This window comes from Pseudomonas azerbaijanoccidentalis (assembly GCF_019145495.1).
GTDB classification, from domain to species: Bacteria; Pseudomonadota; Gammaproteobacteria; order Pseudomonadales; family Pseudomonadaceae; genus Aquipseudomonas; species Aquipseudomonas azerbaijanoccidentalis.
The window spans coordinates 357,360-369,442 of sequence record NZ_JAHSTU010000004.1; the positions used below are offsets into that span (position 1 = coordinate 357,360).

At 60.3% G+C, this 12,083-nt stretch carries 14 protein-coding genes and 1 other RNA gene; 5 read left to right on the forward strand and 10 right to left on the reverse strand.

The window, feature by feature from the left end; all coding sequences use genetic code 11:
* Positions 1–44: 44 nt before the first annotated feature.
* The 8 genes from gcvT to KVG88_RS15845 all read right to left on the reverse strand — a co-directional run bounded on the left by gcvT (position 45) and on the right by KVG88_RS15845 (position 9,051).
* Positions 45–1,127, reverse strand: a complete 1,083-nt coding sequence (gene gcvT / locus KVG88_RS15810) for a glycine cleavage system aminomethyltransferase GcvT (RefSeq protein ID WP_150701843.1) — start codon at positions 1,125–1,127, stop codon at positions 45–47.
* 156 nt (positions 1,128–1,283) lie between these two features.
* A complete protein-coding gene (locus KVG88_RS15815; protein ID WP_217871985.1) occupies positions 1,284–2,900 on the reverse strand; it encodes an ABC transporter permease in 1,617 nt (538 codons plus the stop codon).
* Between the two features lie 127 nt (positions 2,901–3,027).
* On the reverse strand, positions 3,028–4,032 hold the full coding sequence (locus tag KVG88_RS15820) for an extracellular solute-binding protein (protein ID WP_150701845.1): 1,005 nt from the start codon (positions 4,030–4,032) through the stop codon (positions 3,028–3,030).
* 210 nt (positions 4,033–4,242) lie between these two features.
* Positions 4,243–5,460 carry a 2-octaprenyl-3-methyl-6-methoxy-1,4-benzoquinol hydroxylase gene (locus KVG88_RS15825; RefSeq protein ID WP_217872135.1) on the reverse strand — a complete coding sequence of 406 codons (1,218 nt, stop codon included), beginning with the start codon at positions 5,458–5,460 and terminating at the stop codon, positions 4,243–4,245.
* Positions 5,461–5,469: 9 nt separating this feature from the next.
* Positions 5,470–5,955 (reverse strand): DUF4442 domain-containing protein, encoded by a 486-nt coding sequence (locus tag KVG88_RS15830; protein ID WP_150701847.1) that lies wholly within the window; start codon positions 5,953–5,955, stop codon positions 5,470–5,472.
* Complete coding sequence (gene ubiH / locus KVG88_RS15835) at positions 5,948–7,135, reverse strand: 2-octaprenyl-6-methoxyphenyl hydroxylase (protein ID WP_217871986.1); 1,188 nt, start codon at positions 7,133–7,135, stop codon at positions 5,948–5,950. The genes KVG88_RS15830 and ubiH overlap by 8 nt, the downstream gene beginning before the upstream one ends.
* The gene (gene pepP / locus KVG88_RS15840) at positions 7,132–8,466 is read right to left on the reverse strand and encodes a Xaa-Pro aminopeptidase (protein ID WP_217871987.1); all 1,335 of its coding nucleotides are present in this window, start codon (positions 8,464–8,466) and stop codon (positions 7,132–7,134) included. The genes ubiH and pepP overlap by 4 nt, the downstream gene beginning before the upstream one ends.
* 27 nt (positions 8,467–8,493) lie before the next feature.
* Positions 8,494–9,051: a YecA/YgfB family protein gene (locus KVG88_RS15845; protein WP_150701850.1), complete on the reverse strand. Its 558-nt coding sequence runs from the start codon at positions 9,049–9,051 to the stop codon at positions 8,494–8,496.
* A gap of 120 nt (positions 9,052–9,171) precedes the next feature.
* Here KVG88_RS15845 and KVG88_RS15850 point away from each other — a divergent pair, with 120 nt between their 5' ends.
* The 4 genes from KVG88_RS15850 (at position 9,172) to KVG88_RS15865 (ending at position 10,597) form a co-directional block, all read left to right on the forward strand.
* On the forward strand, positions 9,172–9,381 hold the full coding sequence (locus KVG88_RS15850) for a TIGR02449 family protein (RefSeq protein ID WP_007982902.1): 210 nt from the start codon (positions 9,172–9,174) through the stop codon (positions 9,379–9,381).
* Positions 9,378–9,695 (forward strand): cell division protein ZapA, encoded by a 318-nt coding sequence (locus KVG88_RS15855; RefSeq protein ID WP_008055229.1) that lies wholly within the window; start codon positions 9,378–9,380, stop codon positions 9,693–9,695. Before KVG88_RS15850 ends, KVG88_RS15855 begins: the two co-directional genes overlap by 4 nt.
* A 30-nt stretch (positions 9,696–9,725) precedes the next feature.
* A non-coding RNA gene (gene ssrS / locus KVG88_RS15860) (6S RNA) lies at positions 9,726–9,904 on the forward strand.
* 87 nt (positions 9,905–9,991) lie between these two features.
* Positions 9,992–10,597: a 5-formyltetrahydrofolate cyclo-ligase gene (locus KVG88_RS15865; RefSeq protein WP_217871988.1), complete on the forward strand. Its 606-nt coding sequence runs from the start codon at positions 9,992–9,994 to the stop codon at positions 10,595–10,597.
* A 35-nt stretch (positions 10,598–10,632) separates the two neighbouring features.
* Here KVG88_RS15865 and KVG88_RS15870 read toward each other — a convergent pair whose 3' ends face one another.
* Positions 10,633–10,788 carry a hypothetical protein gene (locus KVG88_RS15870; protein WP_008048702.1) on the reverse strand — a complete coding sequence of 52 codons (156 nt, stop codon included), beginning with the start codon at positions 10,786–10,788 and terminating at the stop codon, positions 10,633–10,635.
* A 197-nt stretch (positions 10,789–10,985) separates the two neighbouring features.
* Between KVG88_RS15870 and KVG88_RS15875 the strand changes: the two genes are divergently transcribed.
* Positions 10,986–11,435, forward strand: a complete 450-nt coding sequence (locus tag KVG88_RS15875) for an EVE domain-containing protein (protein WP_150701852.1) — start codon at positions 10,986–10,988, stop codon at positions 11,433–11,435.
* 106 nt (positions 11,436–11,541) lie between these two features.
* Here KVG88_RS15875 and KVG88_RS15880 read toward each other — a convergent pair whose 3' ends face one another.
* Positions 11,542–11,949, reverse strand: a complete 408-nt coding sequence (locus KVG88_RS15880) for a flagellar basal body-associated protein FliL (RefSeq protein WP_150701853.1) — start codon at positions 11,947–11,949, stop codon at positions 11,542–11,544.
* Positions 11,950–12,083 lie beyond the last annotated feature (134 nt).

Sequence of the window (12,083 nt, forward strand, 5' to 3'; positions counted from 1 at the left end):
TGTGTCCTCAGGAATATTGTCAGCGGTCAGCCCGCCGGAAAAGATTAGATCAAGGTTTTGCCGTGACGTACGAAGGTCGGTTTGACCACTCGGACCGGGTACCACTTGCCACGGATTTCCACTTCTGCGCGGTCGGCAGTTGCCATCGGCACGCGCGCCAGTGCAATCGACTTGCTAAGCGTAGGAGAGAAACTACCACTGGTGATCTCCCCTTCGCCAACATCGGCGATGCGAACCACTTGATGAGCGCGCAAAACACCGCGCTCTTCAAGGACCAGCCCCACCAGTTTGTGCTGCACGCCCCCGGCCTTTTCGGCTTCCAGCGCCTTGCGGCCAATGAACTGGCGCGAGGCCGGTTCCCAGGCAATGCTCCAGGCCATGTTGGAGGCCAACGGTGAAACGTCCAGATTGATGTCTTGACCGTAGAGGTTCATGCCGGCTTCGACCCGCAGGGTATCGCGCGCGCCCAGTCCGATCGGGGAAATGCCCGCGCCGACCAGATCGTTGAAGAACCCTGGCGCCTGATCAGCTGGCAGAATGATTTCCAGGCCGTCTTCACCGGTGTAACCGGTGCGCGCAATGAACCAGTCGCCGTCAGGCTGACCTTCGAAGGGTTTGAGCAGCTGGATCAGGTTGCCGCGAGACTGGCTCACCAGTTCGGCAATCTTGTGCCGGGCGTGAGGCCCCTGAATGGCCAGCATCGCCAGTTCGGTGCGTTCGTTAAGCTGCACGTCGAAGCCGTCGAGATGCGCCTGCATCCACGCCATGTCCTGATCGCGAGTGGACGCGTTGACCACCAGGCGATAACCCTCATCGAGGCGGTAGACGATCATGTCGTCGACGATGCCACCGTGCTCATTGAGCATGGTGCTGTACAACGCACGGCCAGAACTGTGCAGGCGTTCGACGTCGTTGGCCAGCAAATGCTGGAGCCAGGCCTTGGCCTGGGGGCCGCCGACATCGATCACGGTCATGTGGGATACATCGAAGACACCGCAATCGCGGCGCACCTGATGGTGTTCCTCGACCTGCGATCCGTAATGCAGAGGCATATCCCAACCGCCAAAATCGACCATCTTCGCGCCAAGGGCGAGGTGAAGGTCATACAGAGGCGTACGCTGTCCCATGGGTTTCTCCTTCCGGGCGTGGCGAAGGTGCGGGCGAGTGATAAACCGTGTGCAAACCTTGCAATCAAAGGCTTCCAGCCGATTTTTACTACCTTGTCTGTCAGACGTACCGCACCGAATGCCGCGCATTGTAGCCGCATGATGTAGGACTGACACCTAGCTGTTTCGATGTGCCGAACGTCGTATCAATCCGATCACCGGTAGCAGCCCGACCAAAACCAGGGTCAAGGCCGGCAAAGAGGCCCTCGCCCACTCGCCCTCACTGGTCATTTCGAAGATCCGCACCGCCAGCGTGTCCCAACCAAACGGGCGCATCAGCAGGGTCGCGGGCATTTCCTTGAGCACGTCGACGAATACCAGCAACGCCGCGCTCAAAGAGCCGGGTAGCAACAACGGCAGATACACTTTGAAAAACAGTCGCGGCCCACTGACACCCAGGCTACGTGCCGCTTCGGGCAAAGATGGCCGTATACGTGCCAGGCTGCTTTCCAGCGGCCCGTAAGCCACGGCGATGAAGCGCACCAGATAGGCCAGCAACAGCGCCGCCAGACTGCCCAGCAGCAGCGGCTTGCCGGCACCACCGAGCCAGCCGGAGAGAGGAATCACCAGTTCGCGGTCCAGATAACTGAACGCCAGCATGATCGACACCGCCAGGACCGAGCCGGGCAATGCGTAGCCAAGGTTGGCCAGGCTGACACCTGCGCGGATACCTTGGGTGGGCGCCAACCGTCGGGCAAACGCCAGCACCAGGGCCACACTGACGGTGATCAACGCCGCCATCGCCCCCAGATACAAGGTGTGGAGGATCAGGCCGGTGTAACGCTCATCGAGATCGAAACGCCCCCGCTGCCAGAACCACACCACCAGCTGCAGCATCGGTATGACGAAGGCGCAAGCAAATACCAGCCCGCACCACCCGGTGGCCAGCAGCGCCTTGACGCCACGCAGGTGATACAGCGCCTTGACTCGTGGCCGTTCGTTGCTCGCCCGATTGGCGCCGCGGGCGCGACGCTCGCCGTACAGCACCACCATCACCACCAGCAGTAGCAGGCTGGCCAGTTGCGCGGCGGAGGACAGGCTGAAAAAGCCGTACCAGGTCTTGTAGATGGCCGTGGTGAAGGTGTCGAAGTTGAACACCGACACCGCGCCGAAATCCGCCAGGGTTTCCATCAACGCCAATGCCACACCGGCGCCAATGGCGGGACGCGCCATGGGCATGGCCACCCGCCAGAACGCCTGCCATGGCGATTGACCCAGCACTCGCGCGGCCTCCATCAGGCCTTTGCCCTGAGCCAGGAACGCCGTGCGCGCCAACAGGTAAACGTAGGGGTAGAACACCAGCACCAACACCGCAATCACCCCGCCCGTGGAACGCACCCGTGGCAGCCGCAGCCCGGTGCCGAACCATTCACGCAACAGGGTTTGCACGGGGCCGGCGAAATCCAGCAGCCCGACAAACACGAATGCCAGCACATAGGCCGGAATCGCAAAGGGCAGCATCAACGCCCAGTCCAGCCACCGCCGGCCAGGGAATTCGCAGAGGCTGGTGAGCCAGGCCAGGCTCACACCAAGCACCGTTACGCCGACACCCACGCCGAGCACCAGGGTCAGCGTATTGCCCAGCAGACGCGGCATCTGTGTTTCCCAGAGATGGGACCAGATCTGTTGATCGATGGTTTGCCACGACAGCAACAGCACGCTCAAGGGCAGCAGGACCAGCGCAGCAATGGCGAAGACCAGGGGATACCAGCGACGTTGGGCGGGGTGGGCCAAGAGATGGTTCTCGCAAAATCCTGAATTGTAGGGAAAACGCAAAAAGATCGCAGCCTCCGGCAGCTCCTACAGGGCTTGTGTAGGAGCTGCCGAAGGCTGCGATCTTTTACTCTTTAACGCTGCCGACTCAGTTCCAGCCAGCTCGGTCCATCATGCGAATTGCCTCTGCCTGACGCTTGCCGGCAACTTCCACCGGCAAGGTATCGGCAATGAACTTGCCCCAGGCGGCGACTTCAGCGGATGGCTGAACAGCCGGGTTGGCCGGGAATTCCTGATTCACATCAGCAAAGATTTTCTGCGCTTCGGGCGTGGTCATCCACTCCACCAGGGCCTTGGCCGCTTCCGGGTGCGGCGCATGCTTGGTCAGGCCGATACCCGACAGGTTGACGTGCACACCGCGATCCGCCTGGTTCGGCCAGAACAGCTTCACCGGCAGTTCCGGTTTTTGCTTGTGCAGGCGACCGTAGTAGTAGGTGTTGACGATGCCCACGTCGCATTGGCCGGCGTTGATGGCTTCCAGTACCGCGACGTCGTCGGAGAACACATCCGTGGACAGGTTATTGACCCAGCCCTTGAGGATTTTCTCGGTTTTTTCGGCGCCGTGGACTTCGATCATAGTGGCGGTCAGCGACTGGTTATAAACCTTCTTCGCCGTACGCAGGCACAGACGACCTTCCCAGTTCTTGTCGGCCAGTGCTTCGTAGGTGGTCAGTTCGCCCGGTTTCACCCGTTCGGTGGAATAGGCGATGGTTCGTGCGCGCAAGCTCAGGCCGGTCCAGGCATGGGACGCGGCGCGATATTGCAGCGGGATGTTGGCATCGATGGTTTTCGAGGTGAACGGCTGGAGAATGCCCATCTGCTCGGCTTGCCAGAGGTTACCCGCATCGACGGTCAGCAGCAGGTCGGCCGTGGCGTTCTCGCCCTCGGCCTTGATGCGCTGCATCAGCGGCGCCTCCTTGTCGGTGATGAACTTCACCTTCACGCCGGTTTTTGCAGTGTAGGCATCGAAGACTGGCTTGATCAGCTCGTCGATACGCGAGGAGTAGACAACCACCTCATCGGCGGCCTGGGCGACGGTGCTGCCAATCAGGGTCAGGGCCAGTGCGGTCAGTAGACGCTTCGGTGCCAACATGGGAGCGGTCTCTCGATTGAAAAAGTGAGGCCAAATGATAAGGACTCACATTTGCCTTCTCAATCGAACAGTTGGCGGAGGCGTTACCAGATGTTGCACCGTCATGGAATTTAGCGCATTCCCTGTAGGAGCTGCCGCAGGCTGCGATCTTTTGATTTTGAAAAGCAAACTCAAAGGATCGCAGCCTGCGGCAGCTCCTACAGGGGAATCTCAGGCCTTGGCCAGTGCCGGTAAATCCCCGATCAACCCCAACGCCTCGCGCACAAACAGCGCTTTGGCTTCAGGCATCTGGTCGACCATTTTCAACCCGGCATTGCGCAACCAGCGCACCGGCAACGGATCGGCCTGGAACAACCGTTCGAAGCCTTCCATCGCCGCCATCAGCGCCAGGTTATGCGGCATTCGGCGACGTTCGTAGCGGCTGAGCACCTTCACATCCGCCAGACGCTCGCCACGGCCCGCCGCTTGCAACAACACCTCGGCCAGCACGGCGGCATCGAGGAAGCCAAGGTTCACGCCCTGCCCGGCCAACGGGTGAATGGTATGGGCCGCATCGCCGATCAGCGCAAGGCCTTCAGCCACGTAGCGCTTGGCATGGCGCTGGCGCAGCGGCACGCACAGGCGCGGGTCGGCGTTGAGCACCGTACCGAGCCGGCCTTCGAAGGCGCGCTCCAGCTCACGGCAAAAGGCTTCATCGTCCAGTGCCATCAGGCGCTCGGCTTCGCTCGGGGTGGTCGACCAGACAATCGAACACCAGTCGTGCTGCCCCTCACGCTCCAACGGCAGAAACGCCAATGGGCCGTTGTCGGTAAAGCGTTGCCACGCCGTCGCTTGATGTGGTTTGGAGCTGCGCACGCTGGTGACGATCGCGTGGTGCAGATAATCCCACTCGCGGGTCGCCATGCCGGTCAGGCGCCGAACCGCCGAGTTGGCGCCATCCGCGGCGATCACCAGCGGCGCGCGCAAGGTGCGACCATCGGCCAGGGTCAGCAACCAATCGTCGCCGGAGCGGCGCATCTGCTCCAGGCGCGCGTTAGCCAGCATGCCCAAATCACAATCGTGCAAGCGGTCGAGCAAGGCGTCTTGCACCACGCGGTTCTCGACGATATGCCCCAGCACTTCGGCATGCACGCTGGCGGCCGAAAAGTGGATTTGTCCAGTACCGCTGCCATCCCAGACCTGCATTTCGCCATACGGGCTGCTGCGTCGGCTGGCGATGCCGTCCCAGACGCCCAGGCGTTGGAGAATCCGCTGGCTGGCGATGGACAGCGCGCTCACCCGTGGTTCGAACGGGGCTTGGGCATCAAACGGTTTGACGCTCAAGGGGCTGCCATCGAGCAGCAGGACTTCCAGCCCGCTGTCCTGCAACGCCAGCGCCAGGGCACTGCCGACCATTCCGGCTCCGACAATCAGCAGATCTGCGCGCATTTCCATGCTTTAAGCCTGTCTCGCTTGCGGCTTGAGCCGCACGTAAAGGGTTTTTCCGACACGCGCCACCAGGTTGCCAGCGCCGTCATGAATATCGACCTGCAGTTGTGGCAGGTATTTTTTGCCATCCGCGGTCTGCCGACGGATTTCGTCGAGCAAGGTGTCGTCAATGTTGAAACGGGCGAACACCGGGCCTTTGCCCGGCGCGATGAAATCGATGTCCGCGGCCTTGTCCCAGACAATGTAGTTGCGCCCCAGGTTCTCCATCAGCATCAGCATGAAGAACGGGTCGACCATCGAATACAGGCTGCCACCAAACTGGGTGCCAACGTAATTGCGGTTGTACCAGCTCAGGCCCATGGAGACCTGAATGTCCCGGAAATCGTCACTGATGTGCCGCACCCGAACCCCGGCGCCGAGGTACGGCGGGTAAAGGCTCATGAACGTGCGCATCAACCGCGCTTTACCGAATTTGCGAATCAGCCACTTAAGCATCCGGGCGAGTACCCAAACCCATGGCCTGCCGGGCGAACCAGCGTTTGGCCGGTGGCAACAGATCAAGCCCCAGCAATCCAAGGTTGCGCCCCAGCGAAACCAGTGGCTGCGTGCTGCCGAACAAACGCGTCACCTGATCGGAAAACCCGACGGTGAGGCTCTGATCCAGACGCTGGCGCTCACGATAAGCCTGCAACGTGGCGAAATCGCCCAACGGCTGTTCACTGGCGAGCAGCGCGTCGGCCAGCGCCTGGGCGTCACGCAATGACAGGTTGAAGCCTTGCCCGGCAATCGGGTGCAAGCTGTGGGCGGCATTGCCCAGCACCGCGAGATGCGAGCGCACCTGTTCCTCGGCCTCGACCAGTGACAGCGGGTACAAATGCCGAGCGCCAACCTGTTTCAACGTGCCGAGGCGATAACCGAACACGCCCTGCAACTCGCTGAGAAAAATGCGTTCATCCAGTGCCGCCAAACGTTGCGCGTCCATGCCCAAACGGGTCCAGACCAAGGCGCAACGGTTGTCCGGCAACGGCAGCAACGCCATCGGCCCATCGTCGGTGAAACGCTCGAACGCCATGCCGTTGTGGGCTTCGCTCGGGGTGATGTTGGCGATCAGTGCGCTCTGGTTGTACGGGCGTTTCTTGATGCCGATACCCAATTGTTCACGAAGCCCGGAACGACCACCATCGGCCAGCACAGCGAGGTCGCATTCCAGGGTGGTTTCGTCATTGAGGGTCAGGCGATAGCCATCGGTGAGCGGCTCCATGCGGGTGACTTCCGCCGGGCAACGCCAACTGATCACGTCTTTGTCCAGGCCTTGCCACAGGCATTGGCCGAGCCAGGCGTTTTCGACTACGTAGCCTAATGCCGGAACACCCTCTTCCATCGCCGACAGCCGCGCCGTGGAAAAACGTCCACGGTCAGAAACATGGATCTGCTTGATCGGCTCGGCGCGGCGGGAGATTTCCTGCCAGACGCCCAAGCGCTGATAAATCTGCCGTGCGCCATAGGACAATGCGGTGGAACGCGCGTCGTAGCTTGGTTGATAAGTATCGCCAGGTGCGAAAGGCTCGATCAGTACGATCTTCCAGCCCCGAGCCTTGGCCCCGGCCTGCAACGCCAACGCCAGGCTGGCACCGACCAGACCACCTCCGATGATTGCCAGATTGACTCGACTCATGCCGCTTGTGTCCGCGCTTGCGCCATCAAGGCCTCGATTTCGGCGACCGTTTTCGGTACGCCTTTGGTGAGGATTTCACAGCCGGTTTTGGTAACCACTACGTCGTCCTCGATGCGCACGCCAATGCCGCGCCATTTCTTCGCCACATTCTGGTTGTCCGGGGCAATGTAGATCCCCGGCTCCACGGTCAGCGCCATGCCGACTTCCAGCACGCGCCATTCGCCGCCGACCTTATATTCGCCGACGTCATGCACATCCATGCCCAGCCAGTGGCCGGCGCGGTGCATGTAAAACGCCCTATAGGCTTCGCTGGCGATCAGCTCGTCGACATTGCCCTGCAACAAACCCAATTCGACCAGGCCGGATGTAATCACCCGAACCGTGGCCTCGTGGGCCTGATTCCAGTGTTTATTCGGGGCGATCTCGGCAAAGGCTGCTTCCTGCGCCGCCAGCACCAACTCATAGATCGCTTTCTGCTCCGCCGAATACTTGCCGTTGACCGGCCAGGTACGAGTGATGTCGCTGGCGTAGCAATCGATTTCGCAACCGGCGTCGATCAGCACCAGATCGCCGTCCTTGAGCACGGCGTCATTCTGCTGGTAATGCAGGATGCAACTGTTGCGCCCCGTGGCGACGATCGATCCGTAGGCTGGCATCTTCGCGCCACCCTTGCGGAATTCGTAATCGAGTTCGGCTTCGAGGCTGAATTCGTGCAAACCGGCCCGGCTGGCCTGCATGGCCCGCACGTGCGCCTGGGCGGAAATCCGTGCGGCCTCGCGCATCACTTTCACTTCTGCTGCCGATTTATACAGGCGCATGTCATGAAGCAGATGATCCAGGGCAACGAATTCGTTCGGTGGCTGAGCGCCGAGGTTCGCTTTGGAACGGATCACGTTGATCCACTCCATCAGGTGCCGATCGAATTCCGGGTTGCTACCCATGGCTGAATACACCCGGTCGCGGCCTTCGATCAGCCCCGGCAGGATGTCGTCGATATCGGTGATCGGGAAAGCGTCGTCGGCACCGAAGTCGCGAATCGCGCCTTCCTGCCCGGCCCGCAGGCCATCCCACAACTCTCGCTCGGCGTTGCGCTCGCGGCAGAACAAAATGTATTCACCGTGCACGCGCCCGGGCATCAACACCAGAACGGCCTGAGGCTCGGGAAAACCGCTGAGGTACTGGAAGTCGCTGTCCTGACGGTAGACGTGCTCGACGTCGCGGTTGCGAATGGCCACCGCGGCGGCGGGCAGGATGGCGATGCTGTTGGGTTCCATCTGCGCCATCAGGGCCTTGCGGCGACGGCTGTATTCCGATTTCGGGATATGGATCATGGGCAGATGGTTTTCCCTTTCCTACGATTAATGCAGAGACGGTTTGGCAGCCGGTGCATCCGACTTCTTGGTCTCGGAGAACAGCAGCAGCGGCGCGACGCGCAAGTACTCCATGACTTCCATATAGTCGGTTTCGCCGTCTTCGGACTCTTCCAGCGCGTCTTGCACTTGGGAAATCGCCGCCAGGTCCTGCAACACTTCAGTAGCCTCGGTGCTCAGGGCGCTGCTGTCGCGGCAGTTCAGGCCGAAACCGCTGAGGAAGCCCTGGCACCACTGACCCAGCGCGATGGCACGATCAGCCAGGGGCGCGTCGTCGGTTGGCAGCAGCAGAACGACGGTCACGTCGTCGCCGGTGAGCTCGCCTTTAACCATTTCTTGCAGGCCGATCAGGGCGTTGCGAACGTTGTCCTGCGGCTCGCTTTCGAGCAGTTCGGCAGCATCGATCAACCACTCTTCGGCATTGAAACCGGCGCCGGCGCAGCTGCGGCCGAGCAACAGTCCATGCAGTTCGGCAGGCGAGACATTGTGGCCGCTGGAGGTCAGCAGGGTGGCGAAGGCGTTGTACGGGGAATTCTGAATGGTCATGGGCAGCTAGGCGCCAGACGGCGCTATGTCTAGAATGAAGGCCTTGTATCCTACATCGACAGACTCGCCAAGACTATTAAAGGCTGTCCGCCAGCTACCCCGTCAGACACAGTGGACAATATGGAAGACACCGACCTGCAAGCGCTGATGGCCAGACTCGAACTGCTCATTACCCGAGTCGAGCAACTTAAGAGCCAAAACGGACTCTTACTAGCTCAGGAAAAGACCTGGCGCGAGGAACGCGCGCACCTCATTGAAAAAAACGAAATCGCCCGGCGTAAGGTCGAATCGATGATTTCGCGCCTCAAGGCCCTGGAGCAAGACTCATGAGTTCAAGCAATAGCGTCACCGTGCAGATCCTCGACAAAGAGTATTCGATCATCTGCCCCCAGGAAGAACGCAGCAACCTGGTGAGCGCCGCCCGCTATCTGGACGGCAAGATGCGCGAAATTCGCAGCAGCGGCAAAGTCATCGGTGCCGACCGTATCGCCGTGATGGCCGCGCTGAACATTACTCACGACCTGCTTCACAAAGAAGAACGCCCGGATATTCAGGCCAGCGGTTCGACCCGCGAACAGGTGCGTGACCTGCTTGATCGCGTCGATCTGGTGCTCGCGACCGATCCGGACGTCACCAAAGGCTGATTCACGTCACCGCTTGCGGTATACTCGCATCACTCCCTGGGGTGCTTGCCAGTTGGCGATGTCCCTGAGCCGATTTGCTATACCCTGGAGGTTGCACGTTGGGCTGGTGTGCATGTCCGCTAGACGGAAAGCCTTAAAGCCTACTGCATCTTCCACCTTGAACTTTCGGGTTCAAGGGCTAAGTCGACAGCGGTACATCCGGGGAGCCTGATTCCAGTCCGATGCCGGTTTAAATACCGGCATCGGCTTTTTTACGGGTACGCTTTTACGTATCCGCACTGCTGAAGCCCGAATCCATGACCGAACCTGCGCTGCTACCCCGCCCGCAACTTCGACGCATGCTGCGCAAGGCCCGCCGCGCACTGACACCCAGTCAGCAGCGCCAGGCCGCTCGCGGGCTGTACAAGCAATTGGCTCAGCAACCGCTGTTTCGCCGCGCAAAACACATTTCTCTCTATCTGCCGACCGACGGTGAAATCGATCCGCGCTTGTTGCTGCGTGCCGCTCAACGTCGAGGCAAGGCCACCTATCTGCCGGTGCTCAGCGCCTGGCCACGAACCAAGATGGTGTTCCAGCGCATCCGCCCCGGTGAAAAGCTCAAACCCAACCGTTTCCGGATTCTCGAACCCAGGCACAACCTCGCCCGCCAACGCAAAGTCTGGGCGCTGGATCTGGTGCTGTTGCCATTGGTCGGTTTTGACGATGTCGGCGGACGCTTGGGCATGGGCGGCGGCTTCTATGATCGGAGCCTGGCGTACCTGGCGCGGCGTAAGGACTGGCGCAAGCCGACGCTGCTGGGGCTGGCCCATGAATGTCAGAAGGTCGAGCGATTGGCTCAAGCGAGCTGGGATGTACCGTTGCAAGGAACGGTCACGGACAAGGCCTGGTACTACGCGGGCTAGACGCCACTGGTGTCAGCGGCGTCGAAAGGGCAGTGTTAGCGCTTGAACGCCGTCGACTGTTGCTGCAACTGGGCCACTTCAACCGGCGCATCGGTCTTGTTGGCCCACAGGCTTTGGGCATAGCCAGTGGTCACGACGCCGAGGCCGAACAAAATAACCAAAATCCATAGTAAATCCGGTTTGCGTTTCATCGATTGCCCCCCAAAGGCACATCAACACGATGACAGCAGCGGTTTCCATTTTGTAGGCCGTGCAGCAGCGTCAAGCTCTAAAGGCCGGCATTTTGCGGCAACGTGAACCGCTGCGCAAATGCTGGCGTCAACCGACTGTCGGTTTGTCATAAAATTGCCCGACAACCTGCCCACTGACCTCGCAAGGAGCAAAAAACATGGCCTATTGGCTGATGAAATCCGAGCCAGACGAACTCTCGATCAAAGGCCTGGAAAAGCTTGGCAAAGCGCGTTGGGACGGGGTTCGCAACTATCAGGCGCGCAATTTCCTGCGCGCAATGGCCGTCGGAGACGAGTTCTTCTTCTATCACTCCAGCTGCCCGGAGCCGGGGATTGCCGGGATCGGCAAGATCGTCGTAGCCGCCTATCCGGACCCGACGGCGCTCGAACCTGAGAGCCATTACTACGACCCGAAGGCAACACCAGACAAAAACGCCTGGAGCGCAATTGATGTCGCGCATGTCGAGACGTTTTCCAGGGTATTGAAGCTGGATTATCTGAAGCAGCAGACGGCACTGGCGGAAATGCCGTTGGTGCAGAAGGGCTCGCGACTGTCGGTGATGCCAGTGACGGCCGAGCAATGGGCGGCAGTTACTGCGCTGCGCTGACGGGCGCAAAAAGATCGCAGCCTTTGGCAGCGCCTACGCCGAGCACGGTTCCCTGTAGGAGCTGCCGAAGGCTGCGATCTTGGCAATCACTCAGACAAACCAAGTCTTACTGAATAATGAGGTTGTTGAACAACAGATCCTCAACCACCGGCTTGCCGGTTTCATCATTCATGATCTGCTGGGTTTGCTTCAACGCTTCCTGACGCAGTTTCTCTTTGGCCTCGACGTTGTTCATCGTCTCGGTGGTCTGCTGCGCGAACAGCGCCACCAGCTGATTACGAATCAGCGGCTCATTGGCCTTGACCGCTTTGGTCGCTTCGTCACCGGTGACCCGCAACGCCACATCGGCCTTGTAGACTTTGAGCTTCTGGGTACCGTCCAACCCGTAGTTACCCACGAACGGCGGGCTCAGGGTGATGTAATTGACCTTCGGAGCTTCACCTTCTTTGGCTTCTTCGGCCATCGCTGCCACAGGCAGAGACAGGGCCAGCATCAACATGATCCACGCTTTCACAATTCGCTCCTTATCCGGTTTGCGGCCTAGCATAACGACCCGCCGCGCAAGCACAAGCTTATGGCTGACTATCAGGGCCGGGCATGCTCGTTGACCCGTCGACTCACACACCTACACTTATCGGCCATCACTCC

Bases quoted from the DNA above. Each gene is read 5' to 3' on its own strand.
- KVG88_RS15830 (WP_150701847.1), bottom strand. From the start codon at position 5,955: ATGCTTAAGTGGCTGATTCGCAAATTCGGTAAAGCGCGGTTGATGCGC.
- pepP (WP_217871987.1), bottom strand. From the start codon at position 8,466: ATGATCCATATCCCGAAATCGGAATACAGCCGTCGCCGCAAGGCCCTG.
- KVG88_RS15875 (WP_150701852.1), top strand. From the start codon at position 10,986: ATGGCCTATTGGCTGATGAAATCCGAGCCAGACGAACTCTCGATCAAA.
- ubiH (WP_217871986.1), bottom strand. From the start codon at position 7,135: ATGAGTCGAGTCAATCTGGCAATCATCGGAGGTGGTCTGGTCGGTGCC.
- KVG88_RS15820 (WP_150701845.1), bottom strand. From the start codon at position 4,032: ATGTTGGCACCGAAGCGTCTACTGACCGCACTGGCCCTGACCCTGATT.
- gcvT (WP_150701843.1), bottom strand. From the start codon at position 1,127: ATGGGACAGCGTACGCCTCTGTATGACCTTCACCTCGCCCTTGGCGCG.
- KVG88_RS15845 (WP_150701850.1), bottom strand. From the start codon at position 9,051: ATGACCATTCAGAATTCCCCGTACAACGCCTTCGCCACCCTGCTGACC.
- KVG88_RS15855 (WP_008055229.1), top strand. From the start codon at position 9,378: ATGAGTTCAAGCAATAGCGTCACCGTGCAGATCCTCGACAAAGAGTAT.
- KVG88_RS15850 (WP_007982902.1), top strand. From the start codon at position 9,172: ATGGAAGACACCGACCTGCAAGCGCTGATGGCCAGACTCGAACTGCTC.
- KVG88_RS15825 (WP_217872135.1), bottom strand. From the start codon at position 5,460: ATGCGCGCAGATCTGCTGATTGTCGGAGCCGGAATGGTCGGCAGTGCC.
- KVG88_RS15870 (WP_008048702.1), bottom strand. From the start codon at position 10,788: ATGAAACGCAAACCGGATTTACTATGGATTTTGGTTATTTTGTTCGGC.
- KVG88_RS15865 (WP_217871988.1), top strand. From the start codon at position 9,992: ATGACCGAACCTGCGCTGCTACCCCGCCCGCAACTTCGACGCATGCTG.